Raw genomic sequence first — 14,635 nt, forward strand, 5'->3', positions numbered from 1 at the left:
GGCGAGGGGACTGACTGGGGGATATTGCAGAGTTTCGCCGTCGTGAAAGTGTCGTACCAAATCCATAATCGACGCGGTCTTGCAGGTCGATGTATCCCGCAAGACAACGCGGTCGGCCCCCTCTTCCAAAGGGCGAGGGGATTGACTGGGGGATATTGCAGCGTTTCGCCGACGTGAAAGTGCTGTACGGAATCCATAATCGACGCGGTCTTGCAGGTCGATGTATCCCGCAAGACAACGCGGTCGGCCCCCTCTCCCTCCGGGAGAGGGCTGGGGTGAGGGTGAGTTTTTTATTCGTGATGCGGCTCGCCGAGGAATGTCAGTGAGCTGAACAGCCCACGACTATCCACATCGGCACTGCCCTTCACCGGCACCTCAACCTGCGCCGCAATCACATTCAACCCCTCATTCCTCACCAGTACCTGTGCACGGCCATCCTTGTCGGTCTCGGTGCTCAACGTGTTCGGCGCGCTGCGATAGTCGCCAATCAACTTCACCCCTGCCGCCGGTTTGCCATCAAGCAACACCCGCACCGGCAATGACTTGCCCGGCCCAATGGTCAACGGATCGACTTCCGGCAAAATCAGCAACTTGATCTGATCCAGCTTGGGCAACTTCGCTCCCGGCTGATAAATCGCCAGACTGTACTTGAACGTCTCGGTGGCCTCGATGGCGCCCGGTACCTTGCTGCGACCTTCGTTTATCCACTTCTTGTCGGCGGTCTGCGACCACATGCCGTTGTTCAGTGTCACGGCCATCACCGCAGGCGATTTCAGCGGTTTCAATCGCGCGTGATCGGCCAGGCGCTCGACGCTGACCGGGATCATCTTGCCGCTCGCGTCATAAGCCCAGGCGCCGCTGATTTTCTGCGCCTTGAAGGCATTGTCCTCAGCGCCGTGGCCATAGACCACTTCGATGTTGCCGCGACGTTGCTCGGTCCACAGGCCGTGGGCCGAGACCTGGCCGGCGAACATCGCGGCAATGAGTACAAGGGTTTTGCCGTAGTGCATGGTGACGTCCTTTTACAGGTTGAGTGTCAGGCTGACGGTGAAGTTGCGCGGCTCGCCGGGGTTGACCCAGTAGTTGCTGTAGGAGCGCTCGTAATACTTTTCGTCGAAGAGGTTGTTCAGGTTCAGGCCCACGGTGACGTTGTCGCTGGCCTTGTAATGGGCGAGCAGGTCGACGGTGTGATAGGCCGGCAACTCGAAATCGCTACCGGCTTCACCCGAGCGGTCGCCGACATAGGTGAACGCCGCGCCGACGTCCGAGCCGCGCCAATGACCCTCCTGAAACTCATAAACCCCAAGCAGGCTGCCGCTGCGCTTGGCCACGCCGAGGATGCGGCTGCCGGTGGGGATCACCGCGTCGCCCTGGGTCACCTCAGCGTCTATCCAGGCGAACGCGCCGATCACGCGCAGAGCCTCGGTCACTTGTCCGCTCACTTGCAGATCAAAGCCCTGGCTGCGTGCCTTGCCCATCGCACGACTGGTGTCAGTGGCCGGGTCGAGGGCGAGGACGTTTTCCTTGTCGATGTGGAAGAAGGCGAGGGTGCTGCTCAGGCGCTCGTCGAACAGCTCGTTCTTGATGCCGACTTCATACCCGACGCCTTCTTCGGGGTCGAAAGATTTGCCTGAGGCGTCGAGGCCGTTGTTCGGTTTGAACGAGGTCGATGCGTTGGCGAACAGGCCGGTGCTCGGCGTCAGTTGGTAGAGCAGGCCGGCGCGCTGGGTGAGGGCGTCATGGCTTTGACGGCTGCGGGCATTGCGACTGTGGTCATCGACGCGCTGATCGAAATGCTCGAAGCGGGCGCCGATCATTCCGCGCAGTTTGTCGGTGAAGACGATCTGATCCTGCAGGTTCAACGCATGGCTTTCGACATGTTCGAAGGTGTCGGTACCGGAACGTGCACCGTTGGGTTTCGGCTGGCCATAAACCGGGTTGTAGATGTCGATGGCGTAAGGACCGCCAGCAATCGTGGTGACGCGTTCGTTCTTGCGGAAGTTTTCGTACTCGGTGCCGATCAGCAGTTCGTGCTGCCATGGACCGAGGTCGAACAGACCGCGCAATTCCAGTTGGGTGATGCTGTCATGCCAGTGGGTATCACGCTCGCGATAGCGCCGGTTGACGGTGTGGCCGTCGGCATTCAACGGGCGTGATTCGGAGGCGTCACCCCAGAGTTTGCCTTCCTTGTAATGGCTGGCCAGGCGCAGTTTCCAGCTGTCGTTGAGGTGATGTTCGAGGGTCGCCTGCAGCAGGTTGTTGTGGTTGTCGATGTTGCCGTCGTTGGGTTCGCCGAGGAAAGTCGAGCGCGAGACACCGCTCCATTTGTTGTTCGGCGCGACGATGCCGCGATCAAACGTGGAGTTGTGGCGGACAATCTCGCTTTCCACCAGCAGCGAGGTATCCGGGTTCAGTTGCCAACTGATCGAGGGGGCGACGAACACGCGCTGGCTGTCGACGTGATCGCGAAAGCTGTGGTTGTCCTCGACCGCGAGGTTGATTCGCGAGAGCACATCACCCTGATCATCAAGCGGCGTGTTGACGTCCAGCGCGGTGCGATAACGGTCCCAGCTGCCGGCGCTGGTTTGCAGGGTGGTGAAGGCGTCGGCTTGCGGCTTCTTGGTGACGATGTTCACCGTACCGCCGGGATCGCCCCGGCCATAAAGGCTGGCCGCCGGGCCTTTGAGCACTTCAATGCGTTCGATGTTGGCCGCGTCCGGTGTGCTCGGGTAACCACGATTGGCGCTGAAGCCGTCCTTGTAGAACTCCGAGGTGGTGAAGCCGCGCACGCTGTATTCGTAGAGCGTCAGGCCGCCGAAGTTGTTCTGCTTCGATACGCCGCCGGCGAAATCCAGTGCGCGCTCGACACGGGTGCTGCCCAGATCCTTGAGCACGCTGGCGGGGACCACGCTGATCGCTTGTGGGATATCACGGATCGCGGTGTCGGTTCTGGTCGCGCTGGAAGAGCGTGTGGCGCGATAACCGTTGACCGGGCCGGTGGGGGATTCGTAGTCGGAAGTGACGCTGATGGCGTCGAGTTCAAGGGGCAGGGACTCTTCTGCGAAGGCGGCATCGCCCAGCAAACCGAGGGTCAGGCCTAACAGCGAGGCCTTTGTTCGAGACGACATGTTATGTTGTTCCAATTGCTAGAATTGAAACAATATAACATGCCCGTTGAGATTGTCTTTCATTCGCGCACTTGGCGCGATAAAAGTCTTACTCTTCTTTTTCCTGCACCGGCGCCGGTGGCGGACGCAGACCGATTTCAGCGGTCAGCTTCAGTTCTTTGCCGTTGCGCATGACCTGGATGGTCACCTTGTCAGTCGGTTTGATCCGCGCGACCTGGTTCATCGAGCGCCGTCCATCACCGGCCGGCTCGCCATCGATGCTCAGGATCACATCGCCCAATTGCAGGCCGGCCTTCTGTGCCGGGCCATCGCGGAAGATCCCCGCGACGACGATCCCCGGGCGTCCGGACAGACCAAATGATTCCGCCAGTTCCTGGGTCAGCGGCTGCACTTCAATGCCCAGCCAGCCACGAATCACCTGACCGTGCTCGATGATCGACTTCATCACCTCCATCGCCAGTTTCACCGGGATGGCAAAACCGATGCCCTGCGAGCCGCCGGATTTGGAGAAGATCGCCGTGTTGATACCGGTCAGGTTGCCATTGGCATCCACCAGCGCGCCGCCGGAGTTGCCCGGGTTGATCGCCGCGTCAGTCTGGATGAAGTCTTCGTAGTTGTTCAGGCCCAACTGGTTACGCCCGGTGGCGCTGATGATGCCCATGGTCACGGTCTGGCCGACGCCGAACGGGTTGCCGATGGCCAGCGCAACGTCGCCGATGCGAATGTTGTCGGAGCGGCCGACGGTGATTGCCGGCAGGTTTTTCAAATCAATCTTCAGTACGGCGAGATCCGTTTCCGGGTCGCTGCCGATGACCCGGGCGAGGGTTTCGCGACCGTCCTTGAGCGCCACGACGATCTGATCCGCGCCGCTGGTGACGTGGTTGTTGGTCAGAATGTAGCCTTCCGGGCTCATGATCACGCCGGAGCCGAGACTCGATTCCATACGCTTCTGCTTCGGCGAGTTGTCACCAAAGAAGCGGCGGAACTGTGGATCTTCAAACAAAGGATGCGCCGGTTTGGCGATGACCTTGGTGGTATAGAGGTTGACCACAGACGGCGCAGCGATGGTCACCGCATCGGCATAGGACACCGGCCCCTGCTGCACGCTAGTGGTCTGCGGGGCCTGCTGCAGATTGACGTCGAGGCTCGGCAACCCGACCCACTGCGGGTAACGCTGAATAATCAACAGAGCGATAAGCACACCGGCCAACAGCGGCCAGCCAAAAAAACGCAGCGCCTTGAGCATTAAGCACGTCCTGGAAAAGTTGCAGGCGGGGTCAGACCGCCCATAATGTCGCGCATTATACGAGGCCGCGCGCGCCTCTGAACGGGATATTTAGGAGTCTTTCATGGCCGTTGCCCTCAGCACCCTCGTCGAAGAAGCCGACCGTTACCTCAGCAGTGCGAAAATTGCCGATTATTGCCCTAATGGCCTGCAGGTCGAAGGCCGTCCGCAGGTGACGCGCATCGTCAGTGGCGTCACTGCCAGTCAGGCATTGCTCGACGCCGCCGTCGAGGCCGAAGCCGATCTGGTGCTGGTGCATCACGGCTATTTCTGGAAGGGCGAAAACCCGTGCGTCACTGGCATGAAACAGCGGCGGCTGAAGACCTTGCTCAAGCACGACATCAGTTTGCTCGCCTACCATTTGCCGCTGGATCTACACGCGGATGTTGGCAATAACGTGCAACTGGCGCGGCAACTGGATATCACGGTCGAGGGGCCGCTGGACCCGGAAAACCTCAAGATCGTCGGCCTGGTCGGTTCGTTGAACGAGCCGATGACCGCCCGCGATTTCGCCCGCAAGGTGCAGGACGTCATGGGCCGCGAACCGTTACTGATTGAGGGGAGCCCGATGATTCGGCGAGTCGGTTGGTGCACGGGCGGTGGCCAAGGCTATATCGATCAAGCCGTCGCTGCAGGCGTCGATCTGTATTTGAGCGGTGAAGCGTCCGAGCAGACTTTCCACAGCGCTCGCGAAAACGACATCAGCTTCATCGCCGCCGGCCATCACGCCACCGAACGCTACGGTGTGCAGGCGCTGGGCGACTATCTGGCGAAACGCTTTGCCGTCGAACACATCTTCATCGACATCCCCAATCCGATCTAAAGCTCACCATTAATCCAGTGTGGGAGAGGGGCTTGCTCCCACAGTCGTCGCGTTTCAGCCCAAACGAGGAGGCATATTCATATGCCCTTTCGTTCTAGTTGGCGTCCTGATTAGAAGTAGGCCGCTGTGCTAGGATTCCTCGCTCGAACACGGCCCGCTGGCCGTTCATAAGAAAGTTTTCGTGAGTAGCCATGGTCGACAAACTGACGCATCTGAAACAGCTGGAGGCGGAAAGCATCCACATCATCCGCGAGGTGGCCGCCGAGTTCGACAACCCGGTGATGCTGTACTCCATCGGTAAAGACTCCGCCGTGATGCTGCACCTGGCACGCAAGGCGTTCTTCCCGGGCAAACTGCCGTTTCCGGTGATGCACGTCGACACCCGGTGGAAATTCCAGGAAATGTACAAGTTCCGCGACAAGATGGTCGAAGAACTGGGCCTGGACCTGATCACCCACATCAACCCCGATGGCGTGGCGCAGAACATCAACCCGTTCACCCACGGCAGCGCCAAGCACACCGACATCATGAAGACCGAAGGCCTGAAGCAGGCACTCGACAAGCATGGTTTCGACGCAGCCTTCGGCGGTGCCCGTCGCGATGAAGAGAAATCCCGCGCCAAAGAGCGCGTGTACTCGTTCCGCGACAGCAAGCACCGCTGGGACCCGAAAAACCAGCGCCCGGAGCTGTGGAACGTCTACAACGGCAAGGTCAACAAGGGCGAGTCCATTCGTGTGTTCCCGTTGTCGAACTGGACCGAGCTGGACATCTGGCAGTACATCTACCTCGAAGGCATCCCGATTGTGCCGCTGTACTTCGCCGCCGAGCGTGAAGTGATCGAGAAGAACGGCACGCTGATCATGATCGACGACGAGCGCATCCTCGAGCACCTGTCCGACGAAGACAAAGCGCGCATCGTCAAAAAGAAAGTGCGTTTCCGTACCCTGGGCTGCTACCCGTTGACGGGCGCGGTGGAGTCCGAGGCCGAAAGCCTCACGGACATCATTCAGGAAATGCTCCTGACGCGAACTTCCGAGCGCCAGGGCCGAGTCATCGACCACGATGGCGCAGGCTCGATGGAAGACAAAAAACGTCAGGGTTACTTTTAGGCTTCGAGTTACAAGCGACAAGCTGCAAGTTAAAGGCGGTATGCGTAACTTCGCGGTTTGGCGCTTGCGGCCGGTTGCTGCGAGCCGGAATCGGATGACTCGTAATGGATTTCGAGAAACTGGTTGTTTGGCAGCGGAGCAAATGTCTGGCGGTGGGGATTTTTAGAGAGTTTGCACGATGCGGGGATTTTGGGTTCAAGGATCAGATCACCCGCACTGCACTGTCAGTGCCTTCCAATATTGCAGAAGGCATGGAGCGTCGGAGTTGCAAAGAAAAGGTTCACTTTCTTTGGATTGCGAAGGCTTCTTGTGGAGAGTTGCGAACCCAAATCCTGATAGGCCGAGATATCGCTTACATCGCAGAACCGCTGGCTGAAAATTGGATTATGGAAACCCGAGAGCTTTCTAGAATGCTGGTCGGGTTGATCAACAAAATTTCTGACTAGCTGTACGCCGACAAGCTTGCCGCTTGAAGCTTACAGCTCGGAGCTTGAATGCAATGAGCCACGCATCTGATTTGATCAGCGAGGACATCCTCGCCTACCTGGGCCAGCACGAACGTAAAGAGCTGCTGCGCTTTTTGACCTGCGGTAACGTCGATGACGGCAAGAGCACCCTGATCGGGCGCCTGCTGCACGACTCCAAAATGATCTACGAAGATCATCTGGAAGCCATCACTCGCGATTCGAAGAAATCCGGCACCACCGGTGACGACATCGACCTGGCGTTGCTGGTCGACGGCCTGCAGGCCGAGCGTGAGCAGGGCATCACCATCGATGTGGCTTACCGTTATTTCTCCACCGCCAAACGCAAATTCATCATTGCCGACACCCCCGGCCATGAGCAGTACACGCGCAACATGGCCACCGGTGCGTCCACCTGTGACCTGGCGATCATTCTGGTCGACGCCCGTTACGGCGTGCAGACCCAGACCCGTCGCCACAGCTTCATCGCCTCGTTGCTGGGCATCAAGCACATCGTTGTCGCCATCAACAAGATGGACCTCAAGGGTTTCGATGAAGGCGTATTCGAGTCGATCAAGGCTGACTACCTGAAGTTCGCCGAAGGCTTGAAGATGAAGCCGACCAGCATGCACTTCGTGCCGATGTCTGCCCTCAAGGGCGACAACGTGGTGAACAAGTCCGAGCGCTCGCCGTGGTACACCGGCCAGTCGCTGATGGAAATTCTCGAGACCGTGGAAGTCGCGGGCGATCGCAACTTCACCGATCTGCGTTTCCCGGTGCAGTACGTCAACCGTCCGAACCTGAACTTCCGCGGTTTCGCCGGCACCCTGGCCAGCGGCATCGTGCACAAGGGCGACGAAGTCGTGGTGCTGCCGTCGGGCAAAAGCAGCCGCGTGAAATCCATCGTCACCTTCGAAGGTGAGCTGGAACACGCCGGTCCGGGTCAGGCGGTGACGCTGACCATGGAAGACGAAATCGACATCTCCCGTGGCGACCTGCTGGTGCATGCCGACAACGTGCCGCCGGTCACCGACAGCTTCGAAGCGATGCTGGTGTGGATGGCTGAAGAGCCGATGCTGCCGGGCAAGAAATACGACATCAAACGCGCCACCAGTTACGTGCCGGGCTCCATTGCCAGCATCGTCAACAAGGTCGACGTGAACACGCTGGAAGAAGGCCCGGCAAGCGCATTGCAGCTCAACGAAATCGGCAAGGTGAAGATCGCGCTCGACGCGCCGATTGCCCTCGACGGTTACGAAAGCAATCGCACCACTGGCGCATTCATCGTCATCGACCGCCTGACCAATGGCACCGTGGGTGCCGGCATGATCGTCGCGCAGCCAGTGACCCACGGTACCGCCACGCATCACGGCAAACTGGCGCATGTTGCCACTGAAGAACGCGCCCAGCGTTTCGGCCAGCAACCGGCCACCGTGCTGTTCAGCGGCCTGTCGGGCGCGGGCAAGAGCACCCTGGCTTATGCGGTCGAGCGCAAGCTGTTCGACCTGGGCCGTGCGGTGTTTGTGCTGGATGGTCAGAACCTGCGCCAGGACCTCAACAAAGGTCTGCCGCAGGATCGCGCCGGTCGCACCGAAAACTGGCGTCGTGCCGCGCACGTGGCACGCCAGTTCAACGAAGCCGGTCTGTTGACCCTGGCTGCGTTCGTGGCGCCAAGCGCCGAAGGGCGTGAGCAGGCCAAGGATCTGATCGGCAAGGATCGTCTGCTGACGGTCTACGTCCAGGCCTCGCCGGCGGTGTGCGCCGAACGTGATCCGCAAGGCTTGTATGCCGCCGGTGGCGACAACATCCCGGGCGACTCATTCCCTTATGACGTACCCTTGGACGCCGATCTGGTGATCGACACGCAGACTCTCAGTCTGGAAGACAGCGTCAAGCAAGTGCTGGAACTGTTGCGCAAGCGCGGCGCGATCTAAGCACTGAAGCAGCGACAAGCTTCCAGTTTCAAGCTGCAAGAAAAAGCCCGCCGATGAGTGATCATCGGCGGGCTTTTTTATTCAGGCCAACCCGCTCGGGCAGGGGATCAGTGTCTGGTTGGGTATTCGCGGTGCATTTGGTCGAGCAACGCATCCTTGTCCAGCCACAGCTGATTGATCCAGCCCTGAAACTGCAGGCGATACTCGCCGTCCTGATCGTAATTCCTGCCAATGAATGCTGGAGGAATCTTAAGCTCTTCAAAGTGCACGACCACGTCCCGCACGTTGCCGCACAGCAAGTCCCAGAAGCCTGGCCGGCCAGCCGGGTAGTGGATGGTCACGTTGACGATGGATTCAAGTTGTTCGCCCATCGCATCGAGCACGAAGGCTATGCCACCGGCCTTCGGCTTGAGCAAATATTTGAATGGCGACTGCTGCTGCGCATGCTTGCCTTCGGTGAAGCGCGTGCCCTCGACGAAGTTGAAAATCCCCACCGGGTTGTTGCGAAACTTCGCGCAGGTCTTGCGGGTGGTTTCGAGGTCCTTGCCTTTCTTCTCCGGGTGCTTGGCGAGGTATGCCTTGGAGTAGCGCTTCATGAACGGAAAGCCCAGCGCCCACCACGCCAGACCGATCACCGGCACCCAGATCAGCTCCTGCTTGAGGAAGAATTTCAGCGGCTGAATCCGACGGTTAAGCACGTATTGCAACACCAGAATATCCACCCAGCTCTGGTGGTTGCTGGTGATCAGGTACGAGTGTTTGTAGTCGAGACCTTGCAGGCCGCTGACGTGCCAGCGGGTGCGCCGCACCAGGTTCATCCAGCCCTTGTTGTTGCTGATCCACGCTTCGTGGGTATGGCTCATCAGCCACAGCGAGGCACGTCGGGCGAGGTCGAACGGCAGCACTTTGATCAGCGCCACACAGAACAGAAACGAGCACAGCAGAATCGTATTGAGTGCCAGCAGCAGCGAGGCGATCACGCCGCGCATGGGTGCAGGGAGAAAATCCAGCATTTACACATCCATAGGTCGGTTGGCGGCTTGAATCGCGGTGAGGGCGATGGTGTAGACGATGTCGTCGACTTGCGCGCCGCGTGGCAAATCGTTCACGGGTTTGCGCAGGCCTTGCAGCATTGGTCCGAGGCTGACGCAATCGGCACTGCGTTGCACGGCTTTGTGTGTGGTGTTGCCGGTGTTCAGATCAGGGAACACGAACACCGTAGCGCGGCCGGCCACCTGACTGTTCGGCGCCAGTTGCCGGGCGACTTCGGCGTTGGCCGCAGCGTCGTATTGCAGCGGACCGTCGATCAGCAGCGAGTGCTGTTGTTCGTGGGCGAGCAGGGTGGCTTCGCGGACTTTCTCGACTTCTTCGCCGGTGGCCGATTCGCCACTGGAATAACTGATCATCGCCACACGCGGAGTGATGCCGAACGCCGCTGCCGAATCGGCGCTTTGCAAGGCAATCTCGGCCAGTTCGGTGGCACTCGGATGCGGGTTCATCACGCAGTCGCCATACACCAGCACTTCTTCCGGGAACAGCATGAAGAACACCGAGGACACCAGCGTGCAGCCAGGAGCCGTCTTGATCAGTTGCAGGGCCGGACGGATGGTGTTGGCGGTGGTGTTGATCACACCGGACACCAGGCCGTCGACTTCATCCAGCGCGAGCATCATGGTGCCGATCACCACGGTGTCTTCCAGTTGCTGCTCGGCCATCGGCGCGTTGAGGCTTTTGGTCTTGCGCAGGGCCACCATCGGCTCGACGTAGCGCTCGCGTATCGAATCCGGGTCGAGAATTTCCAGGCCCGGTGGCAACACGATGCCTTGAGCACGGGCGACGGCTTCGACGTCTGCGGGTTTGGCCAGCAACACGCAACGAGCGATCCCGCGTTCCTGACAGATTGCCGCCGCCTGCACGGTAAACGGCTCGCTGCCTTCGGGCAGGACGATGCGTTTGTTCGCCGCTTGTGCGCGCTGGATCAACTGATAGCGGAACACGGCAGGCGACAGGCGCATTTCCCGTGGGGTACCACAGCGCTGATGCAGCCATTTGGCGTCGAGGTGGCTGGCGACGAAATCGGTGATGATCTCGGCGCGCTCGCGGTCGTCAATCGGTATTTCCTTGTTCAGACCGTTGAGCAGGTTGGCGGTGTCGTAGGAGCCGGTGCTCACCGACAACACCGGCAAACCGGCCTGCAAGGCGCCTCGGCACAGATCCATGATGCGCGGATCGGGCAAGGTATCGCTGGTCAGCAACAGCCCGGCCAGCGGCACGCCGTTGATCGCCGCGAGGCTGACGGCGAGGATGATGTCGTCACGATCACCCGGTGTTACCACGAGCACACCCGGCTTGAGCAGCTCGACGGTGTTGCGCATGGTCCGCGCGCAAATAATGATTTTGGTCATGCGTCGGGTTTCGTAATCGCCGGCATTGAGCACCTGAGCGCCCATCAGGTCGGCAACGTCGCGGGTGCGTGGCGCGTTGAGTTCCGGCTGATACGGAATGCAGCCGAGCAAGCGGAAATCTCCGCTGCGCAGCAACGGCGAATGCTCCTTCAGACGCGCGGCAAAGGCGTCCATGCTTTCGTCGGTCTTGACCTTGTTGAGGATCACGCCAAGGACTTTCGGGTCTTTCGGGCCACCGAACAATTGCGCCTGCAATTCGACGCGGCCGGACAGTTCGGCAAGCACTTCGTTTTCCGGCGCCGAGACCAGTATGACTTCGGCATCGAGGCTCTTTGCCAAGTGCAGATTGACCCGCGCGGCATAGCTGGCGCTGCGGGTCGGCACCATGCCTTCGACGACCAGTACGTCTTTGCCGACGGCGGCTTGCTGATAGAGGGTGATGATTTCCTCGAGCAACTCATCGAGCTGACCGTCGCCGAGCATTCGCTCGACGTGGGCCAGCCCCAGCGGTTGCGGCGGTTTCAGGCCGTGGGTGCGGGCCACCAGTTCGGTGGACCGCTCAGGGCCGGTGTCACCCGGGTGGGGCTGGGCGATCGGTTTGAAGAAGCCGACTTTCAGCCCGGCTCGCTCCAGAGTGCGCACCAGCCCGAGACTGATGGAGGTCAGACCCACGCCAAAATCGGTGGGCGCGATAAAAAAAGTTTGCATGCGAATTCTCTAAGGGTGCATGGCAATGGTGGCGATCTATACGTGACGGCCTACCGAAATTCAGTCGCCAAGGTTATCGCTAACCGAGCCTTGTGCGCACCAACCGCAGGCAAAGGGTTGGCCTATTTTTTCAATACGTTGCGCCGCGTCGAGCACCCACGCACGCGATTGCCATGGCGGCTGGTGGCGCAGGTGCTGGGTGTGACCACAGGAAAGCTCGGCCACCCAATGGCCGTCTTCGTCCCGATGGAAGCCGGTGATCATCGAAACCCGTTTGTCCGGGTTGTGTTCGCTTTCGCGCGATTGCTTCGCTAAACTTGGTCTTTCTATATTCTTATGCAAAAGGTCTCGCCCCATGCTGATCGCCGCCAATAAGGCTGTCTCCATCGACTATACCCTGACCAACGACGCTGGTGAGGTCATCGACAGCTCCGCCGGCGGCGCTCCGCTGGTCTACCTGCAAGGTGCAGGCAACATCATCCCGGGCCTGGAAAAAGCTCTGGAAGGCAAAGCGGTTGGTGACGAACTGGAAGTGTCCGTTGAACCGGAAGACGCTTACGGCGAATACGCTGCCGAACTGGTCAGCACCCTGAGCCGCAGCATGTTCGAAGGCGTTGACGAGCTGGAAGTCGGCATGCAGTTCCACGCTTCGGCGCCGGACGGCCAGATGCAGATCGTCACCATCCGTGACCTCGACGGCGACGACGTCACTGTCGACGGTAACCACCCACTGGCCGGTCAGCGTCTGAACTTCAAAGTGAAGATCGTTGACATCCGTGACGCCAGCCAGGAAGAAGTCGCTCATGGCCACGTCCATGGCGAAGGTGGCCATCACCACTGATTTTCTGCGCTAAGCTTCGAGTACTGGAGAGGCGCCTGCGGGCGCCTTTTTAGTCCGCGGCTGTCCTTGGTGGTCTCGCCAAGTGGCTGTTTCGAGTAGAACACGGGAATCTTGGAGTTCGTCATGAGTGCTTTTCACGACCTTAAGTTGACAGCCCTGGATGGTCAGGAGCTACCGCTGGCACCCTTCAAGGGCCAGGTTGTGCTGGTGGTCAACGTTGCCTCCAAATGCGGCCTGACGACCCAATACGCAGCGCTGGAAAAGCTCCATCAGCAGTTCAAAGACAAAGGCTTCAGTGTGCTGGGCCTGCCGTGCAACCAGTTTGCGGGCCAGGAGCCGGGTAGCGAGAAGGAAATTCAAGAGTTCTGCAGCCTCAACTATGGCGTGACGTTTCCATTGTCGAGCAAGCTCGAAGTCAACGGTCACGAGCGGCATCAACTCTACCGTCTGCTGGCGGGCGAGGGCGCGGAGTTTCCCGGTGACATCACCTGGAACTTCGAGAAGTTCCTGCTCGGCAAGGACGGTCGCGTGCTTGCACGGTTTTCGCCGCGCACGGCACCGGATGATCCGGCCATTGTTCAGGCGATTGAAAAAGCGCTGAGCTGAAATACGAAAATCGTCGCCTTCGGGCGGCGATTTTTTTGCCTGCCTTTTGACCCTTAATCATTCAGATCAATAGTGCTATCGCGCTGAAGTCTTCACGCATATTATCGCCGTCATATGGTTTTATGCCTGTCGATAACGTTTTCGTGGAGTTTTTCGATGCCCGTTCAAGCCTTGTTCAAACCGTTCCAACTCGGTGCCCTCGAACTGCCGACCCGCGTGGTCATGGCGCCAATGACCCGCTCGTTTTCCCCGGGCGGCGTACCGAATTCGAAGGTCATCGAGTACTACCGTCGTCGTGCGGCGGCCGGCGTTGGCCTGATCATCACCGAAGGCACCACTGTCGGCCACATTGCCTCCAACGGTTATCCGAACGTGCCGCAGTTCTTTGGTGACGCACCCTTGGCCGGCTGGAAAAAAGTCGTCGACGCAGTGCACGCTGAAGGCGGCAAGATTGTTCCTCAGCTCTGGCATGTCGGCAGTGTGCGCCGTATCGGCACTGAGCCGGACGCCAATGTGCCGGGTTATGGCCCGTCGGAAAAACTCAAGGACGGTCAGGTCGTGGTGCACGGCATGACCAAACAGGACATTCAGGACGTGATTGCCGCCTTCGCCCAAGCGGCCAAGGATGCGCAAAGCATCGGCATGGATGGCGTGGAAATCCACGGCGCCCACGGCTACCTGATCGACCAGTTCTTCTGGGAAGGCAGCAACCAGCGCACCGACGAATACGGCGGCAGCCTGGCCAATCGTTCGCGTTTTGCCATTGAGCTGATTCAAGCGGTGCGGGCGGCAGTCGGCGAAGGATTCCCGATCATCTTTCGTTTCTCCCAATGGAAACAGCAGGACTACACCGCACGTCTGGTGCAAACCCCGGAAGCGCTTGGCGAGTTTCTCAAGCCGTTGTCTGACGCCGGCGTGGACATTTTCCACTGCTCGACGCGACGTTTCTGGGAACCGGAGTTTGACGGCTCCGAGCTGAACCTGGCGGGCTGGACCCGCAAGCTGACCGGCAAACCGACGATCACCGTCGGCAGCGTCGGCCTGGATGGCGAGTTCCTGCAGTTCATGGTCAACACCGACAAGGTCGCGCAACCGGCCAGCCTGGAGAACCTGCTGGAACGCCTGAACAACGAGGAGTTCGATCTGGTGGCCGTGGGCCGTGCGCTGCTGGTCGATCCGGATTGGGCGCAGAAAGTCCGCGAAGGGCGTGAGCAGGACATTCTGCCGTTCAGCCGTGAGGCGTTGATGTCGCTGGTTTGATTGGCGCTATCACGGGCCCTTTCGCGAGCAAGCCCGCTCCCACATTTGGAATGAATTTCAAAATGTAGGAGC

General features: G+C 59.6%; 13 protein-coding genes. 7 read left to right on the forward strand and 6 right to left on the reverse strand.

From position 1 onward, the window contains the following. Nucleotides 1-290: 290 nt before the first annotated feature. The 3 genes from AACY19_RS08905 to algW all read right to left on the reverse strand — a co-directional run bounded on the left by AACY19_RS08905 (nucleotide 291) and on the right by algW (nucleotide 4,374). Nucleotides 291-1,010: a DUF4198 domain-containing protein gene (locus AACY19_RS08905; RefSeq protein WP_339449887.1), complete on the reverse strand. Its 720-nt coding sequence runs from the start codon at nucleotides 1,008-1,010 to the stop codon at nucleotides 291-293. Nucleotides 1,011-1,022: 12 nt separating this feature from the next. After that, on the reverse strand, nucleotides 1,023-3,128 hold the full coding sequence (locus tag AACY19_RS08910) for a TonB-dependent siderophore receptor (protein WP_339449888.1): 2,106 nt from the start codon (nucleotides 3,126-3,128) through the stop codon (nucleotides 1,023-1,025). A gap of 88 nt (nucleotides 3,129-3,216) precedes the next feature. Next, complete coding sequence (gene algW / locus AACY19_RS08915; protein ID WP_339449889.1) at nucleotides 3,217-4,374, reverse strand: Do family serine endopeptidase AlgW; 1,158 nt, start codon at nucleotides 4,372-4,374, stop codon at nucleotides 3,217-3,219. 103 nt (nucleotides 4,375-4,477) lie between these two features. Between algW and AACY19_RS08920 the strand changes: the two genes are divergently transcribed. From AACY19_RS08920 to cysN, 4 genes are all read left to right on the forward strand, one after another. After that, the gene (locus tag AACY19_RS08920; RefSeq protein ID WP_339449890.1) at nucleotides 4,478-5,236 is read left to right on the forward strand and encodes a Nif3-like dinuclear metal center hexameric protein; all 759 of its coding nucleotides are present in this window, start codon (nucleotides 4,478-4,480) and stop codon (nucleotides 5,234-5,236) included. 191 nt (nucleotides 5,237-5,427) lie between these two features. Beyond that, nucleotides 5,428-6,345, forward strand: a complete 918-nt coding sequence (cysD, locus tag AACY19_RS08925) for a sulfate adenylyltransferase subunit CysD (protein WP_007912374.1) — start codon at nucleotides 5,428-5,430, stop codon at nucleotides 6,343-6,345. A 104-nt stretch (nucleotides 6,346-6,449) separates the two neighbouring features. Next, a complete protein-coding gene (locus tag AACY19_RS08930) occupies nucleotides 6,450-6,791 on the forward strand; it encodes a four helix bundle protein (protein ID WP_339449891.1) in 342 nt (113 codons plus the stop codon). Nucleotides 6,792-6,844: 53 nt separating this feature from the next. Next, entirely contained in the window at nucleotides 6,845-8,743 is a 1,899-nt protein-coding gene (gene cysN / locus AACY19_RS08935; protein ID WP_339449892.1) for a sulfate adenylyltransferase subunit CysN, read from the forward strand. 107 nt (nucleotides 8,744-8,850) lie between these two features. On the opposite strand, the gene AACY19_RS08940 is transcribed toward cysN, so the two are convergent. The 3 genes from AACY19_RS08940 to AACY19_RS08950 are packed head-to-tail and all read right to left on the reverse strand — an operon-like array spanning nucleotide 8,851 to nucleotide 12,243. Beyond that, nucleotides 8,851-9,756, reverse strand: coding sequence for an acyltransferase (locus tag AACY19_RS08940; RefSeq protein ID WP_339449893.1), 906 nt, complete (start codon nucleotides 9,754-9,756; stop codon nucleotides 8,851-8,853). Further along, complete coding sequence (gene pta, locus AACY19_RS08945; protein ID WP_339449894.1) at nucleotides 9,757-11,856, reverse strand: phosphate acetyltransferase; 2,100 nt, start codon at nucleotides 11,854-11,856, stop codon at nucleotides 9,757-9,759. It lies immediately after the preceding gene. 60 nt (nucleotides 11,857-11,916) lie between these two features. After that, entirely contained in the window at nucleotides 11,917-12,243 is a 327-nt protein-coding gene (locus AACY19_RS08950; RefSeq protein WP_339449895.1) for a DUF3565 domain-containing protein, read from the reverse strand. On the opposite strand from AACY19_RS08950, the gene AACY19_RS08955 reads away from it, so the two are divergent. The 3 genes from AACY19_RS08955 to AACY19_RS08965 all read left to right on the forward strand — a co-directional run bounded on the left by AACY19_RS08955 (nucleotide 12,212) and on the right by AACY19_RS08965 (nucleotide 14,563). Then, nucleotides 12,212-12,697 (forward strand): FKBP-type peptidyl-prolyl cis-trans isomerase, encoded by a 486-nt coding sequence (locus AACY19_RS08955; protein WP_095119463.1) that lies wholly within the window; start codon nucleotides 12,212-12,214, stop codon nucleotides 12,695-12,697. The genes AACY19_RS08950 and AACY19_RS08955 overlap by 32 nt on opposite strands. 123 nt (nucleotides 12,698-12,820) lie before the next feature. Beyond that, nucleotides 12,821-13,303, forward strand: coding sequence for a glutathione peroxidase (locus AACY19_RS08960; RefSeq protein WP_339449896.1), 483 nt, complete (start codon nucleotides 12,821-12,823; stop codon nucleotides 13,301-13,303). A gap of 156 nt (nucleotides 13,304-13,459) precedes the next feature. Then, entirely contained in the window at nucleotides 13,460-14,563 is a 1,104-nt protein-coding gene (locus AACY19_RS08965) for an NADH:flavin oxidoreductase (protein ID WP_339449897.1), read from the forward strand. Nucleotides 14,564-14,635 lie beyond the last annotated feature (72 nt).

Source organism: Pseudomonas sp. EA_5y_Pfl2_R50 (genome assembly GCF_963970475.1).
In the GTDB taxonomy this organism is placed as follows: Bacteria; Pseudomonadota; Gammaproteobacteria; order Pseudomonadales; family Pseudomonadaceae; genus Aquipseudomonas.

Excerpts from the sequence above, each read along its gene's own strand:
- AACY19_RS08940 (WP_339449893.1), bottom strand. The coding sequence starts at position 9,756 with ATGCTGGATTTTCTCCCTGCACCCATGCGCGGCGTGATCGCCTCGCTG.
- algW (WP_339449889.1), bottom strand. The coding sequence starts at position 4,374 with ATGCTCAAGGCGCTGCGTTTTTTTGGCTGGCCGCTGTTGGCCGGTGTG.
- AACY19_RS08960 (WP_339449896.1), top strand. The coding sequence starts at position 12,821 with ATGAGTGCTTTTCACGACCTTAAGTTGACAGCCCTGGATGGTCAGGAG.
- AACY19_RS08905 (WP_339449887.1), bottom strand. The coding sequence starts at position 1,010 with ATGCACTACGGCAAAACCCTTGTACTCATTGCCGCGATGTTCGCCGGC.
- AACY19_RS08920 (WP_339449890.1), top strand. The coding sequence starts at position 4,478 with ATGGCCGTTGCCCTCAGCACCCTCGTCGAAGAAGCCGACCGTTACCTC.
- AACY19_RS08965 (WP_339449897.1), top strand. The coding sequence starts at position 13,460 with ATGCCCGTTCAAGCCTTGTTCAAACCGTTCCAACTCGGTGCCCTCGAA.
- pta (WP_339449894.1), bottom strand. The coding sequence starts at position 11,856 with ATGCAAACTTTTTTTATCGCGCCCACCGATTTTGGCGTGGGTCTGACC.
- AACY19_RS08955 (WP_095119463.1), top strand. The coding sequence starts at position 12,212 with ATGCTGATCGCCGCCAATAAGGCTGTCTCCATCGACTATACCCTGACC.
- AACY19_RS08950 (WP_339449895.1), bottom strand. The coding sequence starts at position 12,243 with ATGGAGACAGCCTTATTGGCGGCGATCAGCATGGGGCGAGACCTTTTG.
- cysN (WP_339449892.1), top strand. The coding sequence starts at position 6,845 with ATGAGCCACGCATCTGATTTGATCAGCGAGGACATCCTCGCCTACCTG.
- AACY19_RS08910 (WP_339449888.1), bottom strand. The coding sequence starts at position 3,128 with ATGTCGTCTCGAACAAAGGCCTCGCTGTTAGGCCTGACCCTCGGTTTG.
- cysD (WP_007912374.1), top strand. The coding sequence starts at position 5,428 with ATGGTCGACAAACTGACGCATCTGAAACAGCTGGAGGCGGAAAGCATC.
- AACY19_RS08930 (WP_339449891.1), top strand. The coding sequence starts at position 6,450 with ATGGATTTCGAGAAACTGGTTGTTTGGCAGCGGAGCAAATGTCTGGCG.